The sequence below is a fragment of the Stenotrophomonas sp. P5_B8 genome, assembly GCF_054049855.1.
The window spans coordinates 1-14,980 of sequence record NZ_JBFULO010000055.1; the positions used below are offsets into that span (position 1 = coordinate 1).

The 14,980-nt window shown below is 66.1% G+C and carries 14 protein-coding genes; 9 read left to right on the forward strand and 5 right to left on the reverse strand.

Features of this window, described 5'->3' with window-relative positions; all coding sequences use genetic code 11:
• The 6 genes from infB to ACXJKH_RS05205 form a co-directional block, all read left to right on the forward strand.
• On the forward strand, positions 1 to 1,130 hold a 1,130-nt coding region (gene infB / locus ACXJKH_RS05180; RefSeq protein WP_457318548.1), incomplete at its 5' end, for a translation initiation factor IF-2.
• A gap of 75 nt (positions 1,131 to 1,205) precedes the next feature.
• Positions 1,206 to 1,631 carry a 30S ribosome-binding factor RbfA gene (rbfA, locus tag ACXJKH_RS05185; protein WP_256774647.1) on the forward strand — a complete coding sequence of 142 codons (426 nt, stop codon included), beginning with the start codon at positions 1,206 to 1,208 and terminating at the stop codon, positions 1,629 to 1,631.
• 118 nt (positions 1,632 to 1,749) lie between these two features.
• Complete coding sequence (gene truB / locus ACXJKH_RS05190) at positions 1,750 to 2,673, forward strand: tRNA pseudouridine(55) synthase TruB (protein WP_457318549.1); 924 nt, start codon at positions 1,750 to 1,752, stop codon at positions 2,671 to 2,673.
• A 161-nt stretch (positions 2,674 to 2,834) separates the two neighbouring features.
• The gene (gene rpsO, locus ACXJKH_RS05195; protein WP_128097467.1) at positions 2,835 to 3,095 is read left to right on the forward strand and encodes a 30S ribosomal protein S15; all 261 of its coding nucleotides are present in this window, start codon (positions 2,835 to 2,837) and stop codon (positions 3,093 to 3,095) included.
• A 147-nt stretch (positions 3,096 to 3,242) separates the two neighbouring features.
• A complete protein-coding gene (pnp, locus tag ACXJKH_RS05200) occupies positions 3,243 to 5,351 on the forward strand; it encodes a polyribonucleotide nucleotidyltransferase (RefSeq protein ID WP_457318550.1) in 2,109 nt (702 codons plus the stop codon).
• Between the two features lie 303 nt (positions 5,352 to 5,654).
• Positions 5,655 to 6,839 carry a glycoside hydrolase family 18 protein gene (locus tag ACXJKH_RS05205; protein ID WP_457318551.1) on the forward strand — a complete coding sequence of 395 codons (1,185 nt, stop codon included), beginning with the start codon at positions 5,655 to 5,657 and terminating at the stop codon, positions 6,837 to 6,839.
• Here the strand turns inward: ACXJKH_RS05205 and ACXJKH_RS05210 are convergent.
• Positions 6,827 to 7,210 (reverse strand): VOC family protein, encoded by a 384-nt coding sequence (locus tag ACXJKH_RS05210; protein WP_457318555.1) that lies wholly within the window; start codon positions 7,208 to 7,210, stop codon positions 6,827 to 6,829. The two genes, ACXJKH_RS05205 and ACXJKH_RS05210, sit on opposite strands and share 13 nt — an antisense overlap.
• A 122-nt stretch (positions 7,211 to 7,332) precedes the next feature.
• On the opposite strand from ACXJKH_RS05210, the gene ACXJKH_RS05215 reads away from it, so the two are divergent.
• Positions 7,333 to 8,904 (forward strand): winged helix-turn-helix domain-containing protein, encoded by a 1,572-nt coding sequence (locus tag ACXJKH_RS05215; RefSeq protein ID WP_457318552.1) that lies wholly within the window; start codon positions 7,333 to 7,335, stop codon positions 8,902 to 8,904.
• Here ACXJKH_RS05215 and ACXJKH_RS05220 read toward each other — a convergent pair.
• The 4 genes from ACXJKH_RS05220 to ACXJKH_RS05235 all read right to left on the reverse strand — a co-directional run bounded on the left by ACXJKH_RS05220 (position 8,873) and on the right by ACXJKH_RS05235 (position 12,266).
• Positions 8,873 to 9,949, reverse strand: a complete 1,077-nt coding sequence (locus ACXJKH_RS05220; protein ID WP_256774652.1) for a serine hydrolase domain-containing protein — start codon at positions 9,947 to 9,949, stop codon at positions 8,873 to 8,875. The two genes, ACXJKH_RS05215 and ACXJKH_RS05220, sit on opposite strands and share 32 nt — an antisense overlap.
• Positions 9,950 to 10,082: 133 nt before the next feature.
• Positions 10,083 to 11,663, reverse strand: a complete 1,581-nt coding sequence (locus tag ACXJKH_RS05225; protein ID WP_457318553.1) for a PepSY-associated TM helix domain-containing protein — start codon at positions 11,661 to 11,663, stop codon at positions 10,083 to 10,085.
• A gap of 10 nt (positions 11,664 to 11,673) precedes the next feature.
• Positions 11,674 to 11,937 (reverse strand): hypothetical protein, encoded by a 264-nt coding sequence (locus ACXJKH_RS05230; RefSeq protein ID WP_256774654.1) that lies wholly within the window; start codon positions 11,935 to 11,937, stop codon positions 11,674 to 11,676.
• Entirely contained in the window at positions 11,937 to 12,266 is a 330-nt protein-coding gene (locus ACXJKH_RS05235; RefSeq protein ID WP_256774655.1) for a hypothetical protein, read from the reverse strand. Before ACXJKH_RS05235 ends, ACXJKH_RS05230 begins: the two co-directional genes overlap by 1 nt.
• Before the next feature lie 366 nt (positions 12,267 to 12,632).
• Here ACXJKH_RS05235 and thrS point away from each other — a divergent pair, with 366 nt between their 5' ends.
• Complete coding sequence (gene thrS, locus ACXJKH_RS05240; protein ID WP_457318554.1) at positions 12,633 to 14,537, forward strand: threonine--tRNA ligase; 1,905 nt, start codon at positions 12,633 to 12,635, stop codon at positions 14,535 to 14,537.
• 48 nt (positions 14,538 to 14,585) lie between these two features.
• Positions 14,586 to 14,980 (forward strand): translation initiation factor IF-3 (infC, locus tag ACXJKH_RS05245; RefSeq protein ID WP_457318556.1); only part of this gene is annotated, 395 nt, incomplete at its 3' end.

Genomic DNA, 14,980 nt, shown 5'->3' on the forward strand with positions numbered 1-14,980 from the left:
TCACCGAGCAGGTCGTGTCCGAAGACTTCGGTGGCGACACCCAGATGGTCGAGATCTCGGCCAAGGCTGGCCTGGGTATCGACGACCTGCTCGAGGCGATCTCGGTCCAGGCCGAACTGCTGGAACTGAAGGCCGTGGCCGACGGCCGCGCCAGCGGCGTGGTCATCGAGTCCTCGCTGGACAAGGGCCGTGGCCCGATCGCCACCGTGCTGGTGCAGCAGGGTTCGCTGAAGAAGGGCGACTACCTGGTCTGCGGTATCCAGTACGGCCGCGTGCGCGCCCTGTTCGACGAAACCGGCGCTCAGCCGGAGCAGGCGGGTCCGTCGATCCCGGTGCAGGTGCTGGGTCTGTCCGGCGTGCCGGATGCCGGCGATGACTTCGTCGTTGTCGAAGACGAGCGTCTGGCCAAGGACGTCGCGCAGCAGCGCGAAATCAAGCGCCGTGAATCGCGCCTGGTGCAGTCTGCCGGCAGCCGCATGGAAGACATCATGGCGACCCTGGGCAAGGGCGATGGCCAGCAGGTGCTGAACCTGGTGATCAAGGCCGACGTGCAGGGGTCGGTGCAGGCACTGAGCCAGGCACTGGTCGCGCTGTCCAACGAAGACATCCGCATCAACGTGATCCACTCCGGCGTGGGCGGCATCACCGAGTCCGATGCCAACTCCGCGGTTGCTTCCAAGGCCACCGTCATCGGCTTCAACGTGCGTGCCGATGCCTCCGCGCGTCGCATCATCGAATCCAATGGCGTGGACCTGCGTTACTTCTCGATCATCTATGACGTGATCGATCAGGTGAAGCAGGTGGCGTCCGGTCTGCTCGGCGTGGAAATCCGCGAAGAGATCATCGGTATCGCCCAGGTCCGCGACGTGTTCCGCAGCTCGAAGTTCGGTGCGGTCGCAGGCTGCATGATCATCGAAGGCACCGTGAAGCGCAGCAAGCCGATCCGCGTCCTGCGCGACAGCGTCGTGGTCTTCGAAGGCGAGCTGGAATCGCTGCGCCGCTTCAAGGAAAACGTCGAGGAAGTTCGCAACGGTACCGAATGCGGTATCGGCGTGAAGGCCTACAACGACGTCAAGCCGGGCGACCAGATCGAGTGCTTCGAGCGAATCGAAGTGCCGCGCACCCTGTAATGTTCCAGGCCGGACCGCTTCGCGCGGTCCGGCTTTTTCGCTTACGTACCACCCTTCAAGACGAGTCCGCCTACCGTGCCAAAGACCTTCCATCGAACCGACCGTGTTTCCGCCCAGATCCGCCGCGAACTGGGGACGCTCGTGCACAACGCCGTGCGTGTACACGGCCTGCCTTCGGTGAGCGTCTCCGACGTGGAAATCACCCGTGACATGGCGCATGCCAAGATCTTCGTCACCGCGCTGATGCCCGAACGTTCGGTAGAAGCCATGAAGGGCCTGAAGGAACTGGCCTGGGAGCTGCGGATGGAGCTGGCGCGTGCCATGAAGCTGCGCCATGTGCCCGAGCTGCACTTCCACTACGATGATTCGGTGGATCGCGGCGAGCGCATCGACAACATCCTGCGTGACCTGCCCGATACGCTGGCGGCTGAAAAAAGCCGACAGCCCGAGGACGACGCAGAGGATGGCGACGCGGACGAAAGCGACAAGAAATCTGATTGATGGACCAACAGCCCGCAAGGGCTGTTGTCTTATGGGACGGTGCCCGGGTCGACAACGACCGCACCGTCGACCGCCGGGACTGCCGGCAGCGCCAGATGGCGCCGATTGAAACCACGACATGGCATCCCGAATCACATTCCGTCGCCTGGACGGCATTCTGCTGCTCGACAAGCCGGGCGGCATGAGCTCCAACGCCGCGCTGCAGATCGCGCGGCGCCTGTACCGCGCCGAGAAGGGCGGCCACACCGGCAGCCTGGACCCGCTGGCGACCGGCCTGCTGCCGCTGTGCTTCGGCGAGGCCACCAAGATTGCCGGCCTGCTGCTGGGCTCGGCCAAGGCCTACGACGCCGAGGTGGTGCTGGGCCAGACCACCGATACCGACGACGCCGATGGCGCGGTGCTGCGCGAACGGTCGGTCCCGCCGATCAGCGCCGAAGCGCTGGAGGCCGCGCTGGTACCGCTGAAGGGGCGCATCCTGCAGCGCGCGCCGATCTACTCAGCGCTCAAGCAGGGCGGCGAACCGCTGTACCTGAAGGCGCGCCGCGGCGAGGTCATCGAGGCGCCGGAGCGCCAGGTGGAGGTGCACGCCATCGAGGTACTGGAGCAGCAACCGACCCGTCTGCGCCTGCGCGTGACCTGCGGTTCAGGCACCTATATCCGCAGCCTGGCCCGCGACCTCGGGGAAACCCTGGGCTGTGGGGCACACATCGCCGGCCTGCGTCGGCTGTGGGTGGACCCCTTCCGCGACGTGCCGATGGTGTCCCTGGACACCCTGCGGACTCTGGTGGAGCAGGGCGACGAAGCCGCCATCGATGCGCTGCTGCTGCCGCTGGACGCGGGCCTGGCGCACTATCCACGGGTCACCCTGGATGCTGAACAGACCCCGCGCTTCTGCGTGGGCCAGCGCCTGCGCGACCCGGCCTGGGCCCAGGGCACGGTGGTGGTATACGGTCCGGACGAGGCCATCCAGGGCCTGGGCCAGGTCGACGAGAATGGCCGGCTGGCACCGCAGCGGCGCTTCAACCTGGCCGGCCAGGGCTGACCCCGGCGCAGCCGGTCCTTGTCCCGGACGGCTGCGCCCGTTACAATTTCGCGGCCTTTTCAGGCTTCCCGCGTTCTGCGGGTTCATCCTTTCGTTCACGGCGAGTCACGCGGTACGTCAATGGGACGTTTCTGCGGGCCACGCATCCAAGAGAAAATAAAATGTCGATCGACACCCAGAAAGTCATTGAAGACAACAAGCGCAGCGCCACCGACACCGGCTCCCCGGAAGTCCAGGTCGCTCTGCTGACCGCCCGCATCGAACTGCTGACCGGCCACTTCAAGACCCACAAGAAGGATCACCACAGCCGCCGCGGTCTGCTGCAGATGGTCAACCGCCGCCGCAGCCTGCTCGACTACCTGAAGAAGAAAGACGCTCCGCGTTACAAGGCCCTGATCGAAAAGCTCGGCCTGCGTCGCTAAGCACGAACCCCCACCGCGGCGCAGGAATGCGCCGCGGTTTTGTTTTGGCAGTACCGCATCAAACGTATGGGCCGGACAACCGGTCACCCGTCGGCGGCAAGGGTCGCCCGCGGTCCATTGAAGAAAGCATCATCCAAGGAAACCCCCGTGGCAAAAATCACCAAAACCTTCCAGTACGGCAAGCACACCGTCACGCTTGAAACCGGCGAAATCGCCCGTCAGGCCGGCGGTGCCGTCATCGTCAAGTTCGACGACACCGTGCTGCTGGTCTCCGCCGTTGCCGCCAAGAGCGCGCGTGAGGGCCAGGACTTCTTCCCCCTGACCTGCGACTATCAGGAGAAGTTCTACGCAGGTGGCCGTATCCCGGGCGGTTTCTTCAAGCGCGAAGGCCGCGCGACCGAAAAAGAGACGCTGATTTCGCGCCTGATCGATCGCCCGATCCGTCCGCTGTTCCCGGAAGACTACAAGAACGAAGTGCAGATCATCGCCACGGTGATGTCGCTGAACCCGGACATCGATGGTGACATCGCTGCCCTGATCGGTGCCTCGGCTGCGCTGTCGCTGGCCGGCACCCCGTTCAAGGGTCCGATCGCCGCCGCCAAGGTGGGTTACAAGAACGGTGAGTACATCCTCAACCCGACCGTGACCGAACTGAAGGATTCGGAGCTGGAACTGGTTGTCGCCGGTACCGCCAACGCCGTGCTGATGGTCGAATCCGAAGCCGCGCTGCTGTCCGAAGAGGTGATGCTGGGCGCTGTGACCTTCGGTCACCGCGAAATGCAGAAGGTCATCCACGCGATCAACGAACTGGTCGTGGAAGCCGGCACCAAGCCGTCGACCTGGGAAGCCCCGGCCAAGAACGACGTGCTGATCAGCGCCCTGCAGGAAGCCATCGGCCCGCGTCTGGGCGAAGCCTTCCAGGTGCGCGACAAGCTGCAGCGCCGTGACGCCATCTCGGCGATCAAGAAGGACGTGGTCGAGTCGCTGGCTGGCCGCGTGGCCGCCGAAGGCTGGAACCCGGCCGAGCTGTCGAAGGAATTCGGCGAGCTGGAATACAGCACCATGCGCAACTCGGTGCTGGACACCAAGGTCCGCATTGACGGCCGTGCGCTGGACACCGTCCGCCCGATCGCCGTGAAGACCGGCATCCTGCCGCGTACCCATGGTTCGGCGCTGTTCACCCGCGGTGAAACGCAGGCCATCGTGACCATCACCCTGGGCACCGCCCGTGATGGCCAGGTCATCGATGCCGTGTCCGGTGAGTACAAGGACAACTTCCTCTTCCATTACAACTTCCCCCCCTACTCGGTGGGCGAGACCGGCCGCATGATGGGCCCGAAGCGTCGCGAAATCGGCCACGGCCGCCTCGCCAAGCGCGGCGTGCTGGCAGTGATGCCGTCGCTGGAAGCCTTCCCGTACACCATCCGCGTGGTCTCGGAAATCACCGAATCCAACGGCTCCTCGTCGATGGCTTCGGTCTGCGGTTCGTCGCTGGCCCTGATGGACGCCGGCGTGCCGGTCAAGTCGCCGGTGGCCGGTATCGCCATGGGTCTGGTCAAGGAAGGCGAGCGCTTCGTCGTCCTGTCCGACATCCTGGGTGACGAAGATCACCTGGGTGACATGGACTTCAAGGTTGCCGGTACCGMTGAGGGCATCTCCGCCCTGCAGATGGAYATCAAGATCGAMGGCATCACCGAAGAGATCATGAAGCAGGCACTGCAGCAGGCCAAGGCGGGCCGTCTGCACATCCTGGGCGAAATGGCCCATGGCCTGACCGCGCCGCGTCAGGAGCTGTCGGACTACGCGCCGCGCCTGCTGACCATCAAGATCCACCCGGACAAGATCCGCGAAGTGATCGGCAAGGGTGGTTCCACCATCCAGGCCATCACCAAGGAAACCGGCACCCAGATCGACATCCAGGATGACGGCACCATCGTCATCGCCTCGGTCAATGCCATCGCTGCACAGGCCGCCAAGGCCCGCATCGAGCAGATCACCTCGGACGTCGAGCCGGGCCGCATCTACGAAGGCAAGGTCGCCAAGATCATGGACTTCGGTGCGTTCGTCACCATCCTGCCGGGCAAGGATGGCCTGGTGCACGTGTCGCAGATCTCCAGCGACCGCGTCGAGAAGGTCGGCGACGTGCTTAAGGAAGGCGATGTGGTCAAGGTCAAGGTGCTGGAAGTGGACAAGCAGGGCCGTATCCGCTTGTCGATGAAGGCCGTCGAAGAAGGCGAAGGCGCGGTTGCAGAATAATCGGCAACGCCGACGACGCTGTAGCTGAGGACCGTTGGTCCTCAGGCTTTCGAACAGAAAAAGCGGGCTTCGGCCCGCTTTTTCTTTGCCTGCGGCTGCGCGCCATGCGTGGACGCATCGGATCCCCGGGATGCGGACGCATGCCCCGCAGTTGACTGTGTTTTACCCGGCATGGTGTCCGACAAGACCCCTCACGCAGGCGCGGTGGTGTCTGCAGGACAGGTTTGCAGGACTCGCCGTACAAACCCATTCCCGCCCCCTGCGGGTCTGCTAACGTGGCCTCGCCTTCAACCGGGAGTTCGCATGTTCCGTCATTCCGTGGCCGTGCTCGCCGTGCTGATTGCCAGCCTTCTACCGCGTGCCGCATCTGCTGCGGAATCGGCACCCAGGGTGATCGGCGCGTATTACCCCGGCGGTTCGGCCGAGCGCTATCCGGTCGAGCGCATCCCGGCCGACACGCTGACCCACCTGTTCTACGCGTTTGCCACCATCGAGCAGGGGCAGTGCGTGGTCGGATCACAGGCCGAGGCGCACTTCAGGGCACTGGCCACGCTCAAGCGTGCGCACCCCAAGCTGCACACGCTTATCTCCATCGGCGGCTGGAACGCCGGTGGTTTCTCCGATGCCGCGCTGACCGCCGACAGCCGCACGCGCTTCGTGGCCTCCTGTGTGGCGCTGTTCTTCGAACGCCATCGCGGCAGTTTCGACGGCGTGGATATCGACTGGGAATTTCCGATGTCTGGCGGTCCAGCCGACATCGCCCACCGCCCGGAAGACCGCCGCAACATGACCCTGCTGGTGCAGGAGTTCCGCCGTCAGCTCGATGCGGTCGGCAAGCCGCGCGCGCAGTCACTGCTGCTCACGGCCGCGCTGCCGGCCGGTCGCGTGCAGACCGACGGCCCTTATGACCCGGCGCTCAGCTATGACGTGAAGGCACTCGCCAGCGCGCTCGATTTCATCAATCTGATGAGCTATGACATGGGCACCGGCTTCTCCAAGGTGTCCACTTTCAACGCGCCCTTGCGGGAAGTGCCGACCGATCCGATGGACCCGGCGCTGCGCCGCTGGAACAACGTCGAAGGCGCGGTGCAGTACTACCAGCAGCACGGTGTACCCGCCGACAAGCTGGTGCTGGGCGTGCCGTTCTACGGGCGCGGTTTCCGTGTCACCACCGACGCGGGTGAGGGGCTGTACCAGCCTTATAGCGCGCCGTTCGATGCCGGCGACTGGCGGCGCATCCGCAGCGACTTCCTCGACCAGCCGGGCTGGCAGCGGCATTGGCACCCGGTGGCGCAGACGCCATGGCTGTACAACCCGGCCGAGCGCATCTTCATCAGCTACGAAGACCCGACCTCGATCGGTGTGCGCGCGGCGTACGCCAAGCAGGCGCAGCTGCGCGGCGTGTTCACCTGGGAACTGACCGGCGATGATGCGCAGGGCAGCCTGTTGCAGGCCATGTCCGCGCCGTTCCTGCCTCAGTCCAGGTAACGCGCGACCTCGATCAGGTTGGCGTCGGGGTCGCGGACGTACACGGACAGGATCGGACCGGTCGCGCCAGTGCGCTGCACCGGTCCTTCTTCCACGACCACGCCCTGCGCATCCAGGTGCGCGAGGATCTCCTCCATCGTCGCGTAAGTGATCAGGCACAGGTCCGCCGCGCCCGGCGTGGGGCGATCGGCCTTGGGCTCGAACTCCTTGCCGTGCGCATGCAGGTTGATCTTCTGCATCCCGAAACGCAGGGCCTTGCGCCCCKCACCAACGTCGATGACCTCCATGCCCAGCACGCGCTGGTAGAAGTCGCAGGCGGTGGCGATGTCGGCCACGGTCAGGACAAGGTGGTCGAGGCGGTCGATGTGCAGGTCGGTCATGGCGGCGCGGGCGAGAAGGGGCAAGGCACTGTAGCTGCGCCGTGGCGACTGGGCGGTGATGGGGTGCAATCGGCCACATCCGGCACGGTCTGCGGTGCCCTATGCTTGCCGGCATGGAGACTGTTCGCCTGCTGGACCTGGATATCGATCGCACCCTGCAACAGGTGCGACGCGACGGCGTGGTCCTGCCGGTCACCGGGCTCAGCTGGCGCCTGCTGGACTGCCTGCTCGCCCACGGCGATGCGGTGGTGGACTTCGACACGCTGGCCGCGCAGGTGTGGGCACCGGCGGTGGTTGGTGAGGATGCGATCAGTCAACGGGTGAAGCTGTTGCGACAGGCGCTGGGCGATGACGGCCGTCAGCCACGCTATGTGCGCTCGGTGCGCGGGCGGGGCTATCAGCTGTGCGCGCCGTTGCAGCCGATACGCCCCGAGGCCACCGCCATCGGACCCTCGCGGACACGTCGTTGGATATGGCCCACCGCAGCGATGGCCGCCCTCGTCGCGGCGGGCGTGGTCATCCTGGCATGGCCCACGCGCGCGCCGACCTCGCCGGCCGACCCGGTGCTGGAGCGCGCCACCTATTACGCCGGTATCGGACAGGCCAGCAACAACACGCGCGCCATTGCGCTGTATCGGMAGGCGTTGCAGATCGACCCGGATTCGCGGGTCGCCCGTCGCGGCCTGGCCCGTGCGCTTGCCGCCGATGCCTGCCTGTTCAATGGCAGCCGCGAGCGTGCGGAAGAAGCGCTGGTGCTGGCCGGGCAGGCGCTTCAGGCAGCACCGGACGATGCCGCCGCGTACGCCGCGCGCGGATATGCGCATGACTGCCTCGGGGCAATGCCGCAGGCGATCGCCGATTACCAGCAGGCGCTGCAGCGCGACCCGGACGACGAGCGCACCCGCGCCTCGCTGGCCTATCTGCACCAGGAGCAGGGCCACCTCGCGCTGGCGCTGCAGAACAACCTCGCCTTGCGTGCGCCCGAACGGATCCGCTTCCTGGATGTGCAGGTGGCGCGCGAACTGGAACTGCTCGGCTTCAAGGAGGCCGCCGCACGCCGCCACGAGCGCAATTTCCAGCTGTATCCGGATAACGTGTTCGCCAACATCGCCTGGCCCCGCACGCTGCTGGCCATGGGTGAGCCGGGCAGGGCGGGCGCGGTCCTGGAGCAGGCCCTGGCGCGCGGCACCCCGCATCCTGAACTGCTGCGGCTGCAGGGCGAAATGCGGTTGCTGGAAGATGACCGCGCGGGTGCCGCGCAGGCCTTCGAGCGCAGCCGCCAACTGCGTCCACAGCAGTCGATGGGGCAGACGCTGGCCGGGCTGCACGGCGTCGAAGCGGCCACGCCCGACTGGATCGCCGCGCGCCTGCGTGCACTGCACGGGCAGGCTGACGATGGCTGGTCGGACACCGCGCTGGAACGTGCGCTGCTGCACCAGGCCCAGGGCGACGCCGTCGCCGCCCTGGCCGACCTGCATCGCGCCGTGGATGCAGGCTTCCGTGATGCCGCCTGGCTGCGTGCCACGCCGCTGTTCGCGCCCCTGCACGATGCGGCAGGATGGCCGCAGCTATTGGCCAGAATCGATGCCGACGTGGCCGCACAGCGTGCGCAGGTGCTGGCGGCCCCGTGGCGTCCCGACGACCTGGGCGGTTTCAGCGCAGCGCGGGCAGCAGGAACTCGGTGAGGATGCGCCGCGATTGCGGATGGGCGTAGCTGCGGTTGTAGGCGCGGCTGGTGATGACCGCCACCAGCTTCTTTTCCGGCATCACGAACACATAGTTGCCGCCATTGCCGGACATCGTCCAGACGGTCTGTTCGCCACCGTCGACCGGCAGTTTGAGGCCCCACCACTGGTAACCGTAATCGCTGCCATCGTCGGTGCGCGCCTGCGCGCTGACCATCGCCTGCACGTAGTTGGCCGGGACCAGCTGCCGGCCCTGCCAGCGGCCACCGTCGCGCACCAGTTCGCCCAGCCGCGCCAGATCGCGGCTGCGGTAACGGGTGCCGCCGCCGCCCATGCCGATGCCCTCCGGGGAACGGTTCCACTGGCTGGCTGAAATGCCGAGCGGACGTTCCAGCACCTTGGCCGCGTAGTCGGCCAGCGGCATCTTCGTGGCACGCTCAAGCACCGCACCGAGCACGAACGAGTTGGCTGTGCAGTAGGCATGCGCGCGGCCGTGCGGGCTGTCCTCAGGCCGGGTCATCCACGGCGCGAAGCCCTTGACCGGCAGCGACAGGGCGAAGTCCAGCCACTTCTCGGTGACATACATGCGCTCCTCGTTGCCGGCAGAAAACGCGTTCTGGTCGTCACACTCCCACAGGCTGCTCATGGTCAGCAGGTCTTCCACGGTGGTGGCGCGCAGGCGCGGATCGACCGGATGCCGCGCGGTGAACTCGGGGAAGTAGTCATAGACCTTGGCCTGGACGCCGGGCAGGCTGCCGTCGCCAATCGCCGCGCCGACCATCAGGGCGGTGACGCTCTTGCTGGCCGAGCGCACGTCATTGAGCATCTCGACGCTGCCGCCATTGAAATAGCCTTCGTAGGCGATCTTGCCGTCCACCGTCAGCAGCACGCTGGTGACCTGCTTGATGTCGTCACTGGCGATGGCCGCTTCGAGGGCGGCGATCCGGGATGCGTCCAACGCTGGCGACGCCGCGAGGGCCGCGACGGGCAGGGCGGTGGCCAGCGACAGGATCAGGGGGACCAAACGGGGTAGGGTGCGGTGCATGGGTGAGGTTCCTCGGGATGAGGAACCGACTAGGCCCGAGCAGCGTCTGAAGTGCTGGAAACGCGGCTGAAGAATTCTGAAAGCGTGATACGCCGGGGCTTTCCGATGCGCGCGGCTGCCCGCGCGCACTGGATCAGCGCGCCGCCTGCTCCGTCGGGCGCGACCACACGCTGTTCGGTTCGCCGTGGATCGCCCGGCGGCTGCTCGCCCGGGCCATGGCCGCGAACCCGATCGCCATCGCCAGCGCCACCCCGTCCACCCAGAACAGCGGCCCGTAGCCGTGCTGCGCGCTGGTCCACAGCCACAGCCCACTCATCGCGCCGTGGACAAGCGGAATCAACGCGGTGGTGATCGCCGCTGCCCACAGCAGTTCGCGTACGGCCTGCCACGGCGCACGCAGGGCCGCCCACAAGGCGCAGCCGCCCCAGACCAGGAAGCAGGTCCAGCGCATGCCGGCGTCGGCGTGGGCCGGGGCCAGATACTCCAGCGCCTGCACACTGACGAACGCGGCCGAGACCGCCACGCACAGGCCGATGCACACCCCGACGGTGGCCCGCGCCATGTTGATCTGCGCACGTCCCTGCACCTGCTGGCGACGCTTGCGGCGCGACTCGATCCACAGCAGGTTGCCCGAATAGAACAGAAATGCACCGCCCAGTCCCAGCGCGAAGTACAGCCACGGCACCAGCGCGTTGCCGTACTCGCCGAAATGCAGCGCATAGGCAGCGGCCAGGGTGGCGTGGTTGGCATCGCGCCTGCCCGGTAACTGGGTGTGCAGCACCTCGCCGGTGTTGGCATCCAGTGCCACCGCACCCAGCGGACCCAGCGAGACCCCGCCATCGCCGGTGATCTCGATCACCGCGTTGGCATCGCCGGCATTGGCCAGCTTCAGGTACGCCGGCTCGAAGCGCTTCTGACCCTGGTCACGGGCCACCGCGATCGCGCGCGCGTACAGCATGCCCAGGCTGCCGGAGCGCACCGTCTCGCCAGCCGGGGCGCGGATTGGCGCGGTATCCATCGCCGCCGGCAGGGCCGCCATCAGCTTGCCGTCGTAGATCAGGGGATTGAGCGCGGCCATCTGCAGGAACACCAGGCACAGCAGCGCACCGGTGACCGCGAACAGCAGGTGGAAGGGCAGGCTCAGCACCCCGATCACGTTGTGCGCGTCCTGCCACATCTGCTTGAGGTTGCGGCCCGGCCGCAGCGCGAACAGGTCGYCCACCAGCTTGGGCAGGTGAATCACCAGCCCGGAGAGCAATGCCAGCCCGTAGAGCAGGCTGACCACCCCCATCAGGTAAATGCCGGCCACCGGCAGTCCCAGCGTGTAGTGCAGTTCGTTGACCAGCTCGGCCAACCCCGCCTGCGGTGGGGTCGGGCTGCCGTCGTACTGGTCGGCCCAGGCGAACAGCCAAGTGCCCTTGGCATCCTGCCAGTAGGCCACCGCCTGCGGCGTCTCGGCACCGGGGAAGGTCATGCCGATGTGCTTGCGCGCCTCCGGGTGCCGGGCCAGCACGCCGTCCAGCAGACGCTGGGCATCATCCAGCGTCTGCGCCGGCTGCTCCATGGCATGCGGCGATTGCCACAACGGCAGGTCGTGGTGGAACACGGTAATCGCACCGGCATAGAACGCCACGAACAGCGCGAAGCCGGCGACCAGGCCGACCCAGGTGTGCACCGTGGTGAACGTGCGCAGGGTGAGCGAGCTGAATTTCATCGGGACACCCTCATACCACCCAGTGATTGACGCGCAGCAACCACAGCAGCGCCAAGCCGGCCAGCGCGGTGCCCCCCAGCCAGATCCAGGCGCGCAGGCCGGTGCGGAACGCAAACGCCCACAACGCCGCCAGCATCCAGAACGGAATGAAGGCGATCAGGCTGGGCACGATGGCTGCCTGCCACGGGCCCGACGGCAGCCACACCACCAGCCCGGCCGCGGCGGCAGCGACGAAGAAACCGGCCACCAGCCCGGCCAGCGCACGTGCCCACATCAGCGCCGCGCCTCACGTTCCGGACCTGTCCACGCGGCCAGGTAGGGCAGCACCAGCGCGGTGAGCATCCAGCCGGCCAGCGTCACGCACAGCCCGGTCGCCAGGCCCAACTGGCCCATCCACAACCACAGCGAGGTGGCTGACGCGATCAGCCCGATCTGCCGGCCCAGGCGCCCGGCACGACGCAGTCGCGGCCAGCGGCAGTGCGGCGAAGCCGCGTAGAAGGCCAGTGCCGAGAAGGCCGATGCGGCGGTGGCCACGGCGCAGTAAAGCAGGGCCAGGGCGTTGCCGCTCAACACGGAGAGCCCATCGAACGGACGGCGGAACACATGGCAGATCCTTGGGGGAGGAAGCATTGCCGGGTCAGAGCGGCAATCCGCAGATGGTAATCATTGCGGTTTTCGTCCGCCACAGGCTGGCGTTCAGGCGCGCTGGATCCAGTGCGTGGAGCAAAAACCCGATGTTTGGTTTAAGATCATGGGCATCCACATCAAGGCAACAAGGTGGCCCGCGCCCAGCGCCGGTCCAGCGTGCGACATGAGCACTACCATCGCCCACCGCTGAATGCTCCCGACGGCCCCTTGCAGGCGCCTTCGTGGCGCTTTTTTTATGGCCGACCGGCCACGCCTCGTTGCCCACCTTCCCGAATTCGTCTCCCCGGCCTGCGTTGCAGGCCCACCAGAAAAAGTCCAGTCATGATCGCGATCACGCTCCCCGACGGCAGCCGCCGTGAGTTCGAAAACCCCGTCAGTGTCATGGACGTCGCCCAGTCGATCGGCGCCGGCCTGGCCAAGGCCACCATCGCCGGTTCGGTCGATGGCGTGCTGGTCGATGCCAGCGACATGATCGATCGCGATGCGACCCTGCGCATCATCACCGCCAAGGACGAGGAGGGCGTGGAGATCATCCGTCACTCCGCCGCCCACCTGGTCGGCCACGCGGTCAAGCAGCTGTACCCGGACGTCAAGATGGTGATTGGCCCGGTCATCGCCGAAGGCTTCTACTACGACATCTACTCCGAGCGCCCGTTCACGCCGGAGGACATGGCCGCCGTCGAAAAGCGCATGGGCGAGCTGATCGCGCAGGACTACGACGTCATCAAGAAGGTCACCCCGCGCGCGGAGGTCATCGAGATCTTCAAGGCGCGTGGCGAGGACTACAAGCTGCGCCTGATCGACGACATGTCGCCGGACATCCAGGCCATGGGCATGTACTACCACCAGGAATACGTGGACATGTGCCGCGGCCCGCACGTGCCCAACACGCGCTTCCTGAAGGCTTTCAAGCTGACCCGCATTTCCGGTGCCTACTGGCGCGGTGATGCCAAGAACGAGCAGCTGCAGCGCATCTACGGCACCGCGTGGGCCGACAAGAAGCAGCTGGAGTCCTACATCAAGCGCATCGAAGAAGCCGAAATGCGCGACCACCGCCGCATTGGCAAGCAGCAGGAACTGTTCCACCTGCAGGAAGAGGCGCCGGGCATGGTGTTCTGGCACCCCAAGGGCTGGGCGCTATGGCAGGTGGTGGAGCAGTACATGCGGGGCGTGTACCGCAAGACCGGCTACGGCGAAGTGCGCTGCCCGCAGGTGCTGGACGTGGCGCTGTGGAAGCAGTCCGGGCACTGGGACAACTTCAAGGACAACATGTTCTTCACCGAATCGGAGAAGGGCACCTACGCGCTGAAGCCGATGAACTGCCCGGGCCACATCCAGGTGTTCAACCAGGGCCTGCACAGCTACCGCGACCTGCCGATCCGCTATGGCGAGTTCGGTTCGTGCCACCGCAACGAGCCGTCCGGCGCGCTGCACGGCATCCTGCGTGTGCGCGGCTTCACCCAGGACGATGGCCACGTGTTCTGCACCGAGTCGCAGATCGAGGCGGAAGTGACGGCGTTCCACCAGCAGGCGCTGGCGGTCTACACGACCTTCGGCTTCGAGGACATCCAGATCAAGATCGCGCTGCGCCCGGAACAGCGCCTGGGCGATGACGCCACCTGGGACAAGGCCGAGGGCGCGCTGCGCGCGGCGCTGGGCAGCTGCGGCGTGGAATGGCAGGAGCTGCCGGGCGAGGGCGCCTTCTACGGCCCGAAGATCGAGTACCACCTCAAGGACGCCATCGGCCGTACCTGGCAGCTGGGCACCATGCAGGTCGATTTCATGATGCCCGGCCGCCTCGGCGCCGAGTACGTGGACGAAAACAGCCAGAAGAAGCACCCGGTCATGCTGCACCGGGCCATCGTGGGCTCGATGGAGCGTTTCATCGGCATCCTGATCGAGCACCATGCCGGGGCGTTCCCCTCCTGGCTGGCCCCGACCCAGGTGGTGGTGGCCAATATCACCGACGCCCAGGCTGAATACGTAAGCCAGGTGAGGAAAACCCTTGCAGATCAAGGCTTCCGGGCAAACGCCGATTTGCGCAACGAGAAGATCGGATATAAGATTCGCGAGCATACGCTGCAGCGGGTCCCGTACCTGCTGGTGGTCGGCGACMGTGAGAAGGAAAATGGCGCCGTGGCCGTGCGTACGCGCTCTGGCGAAGATCTGGGCAGCATGTCCGTCCAGGCCTTCATCGAGCGGTTGCAGGCAGAACAGTCCGTGTAAGAAAGTCCCGGCCCTGCGGATCCTCCGCTGAGGGCCGGTTTGATTCCTCTGGGAGATTGCAATATCAGTACCCCTGACAACAAACAGAACCGCAAGAATCAGGAAATCCGGGTGCCGCGCGTCCGCGTGATCGGCAGCGACGGAGAAATGATTGGTGTGTTGACGCGCGACGAAGCGCTGTCGAAGGCCGAAGACGAAGGTCTGGACCTGGTCGAGATCCAGCCGCAGGCGGATCCGCCGGTCTGCAAGATCATGGACTTCGGCAAGTTCAAGTTCGAAGCGCAGAAGAAGGCCAACGAGGCCAAGAAGAAGACCAAGCAGGTCGAGATCAAGGAAGTGAAGTTCCGTCCGGTCACCGATGAAGGCGACTACCAGATCAAGCTGCGCAAAATGCGCGGTTTCCTGGAAGAGGGCGACAAGATCAAGGTCAACATCCGCTTCCG

Coding starts and splice junctions, on each gene's coding strand:
- truB (WP_457318549.1), top strand. CDS start 1,750: ATGGCATCCCGAATCACATTCCGTCGCCTGGACGGCATTCTGCTGCTC.
- ACXJKH_RS05205 (WP_457318551.1), top strand. CDS start 5,655: ATGTTCCGTCATTCCGTGGCCGTGCTCGCCGTGCTGATTGCCAGCCTT.
- ACXJKH_RS05230 (WP_256774654.1), bottom strand. CDS start 11,937: ATGTGGGCACGTGCGCTGGCCGGGCTGGTGGCCGGTTTCTTCGTCGCT.
- rpsO (WP_128097467.1), top strand. CDS start 2,835: ATGTCGATCGACACCCAGAAAGTCATTGAAGACAACAAGCGCAGCGCC.
- ACXJKH_RS05220 (WP_256774652.1), bottom strand. CDS start 9,949: ATGCACCGCACCCTACCCCGTTTGGTCCCCCTGATCCTGTCGCTGGCC.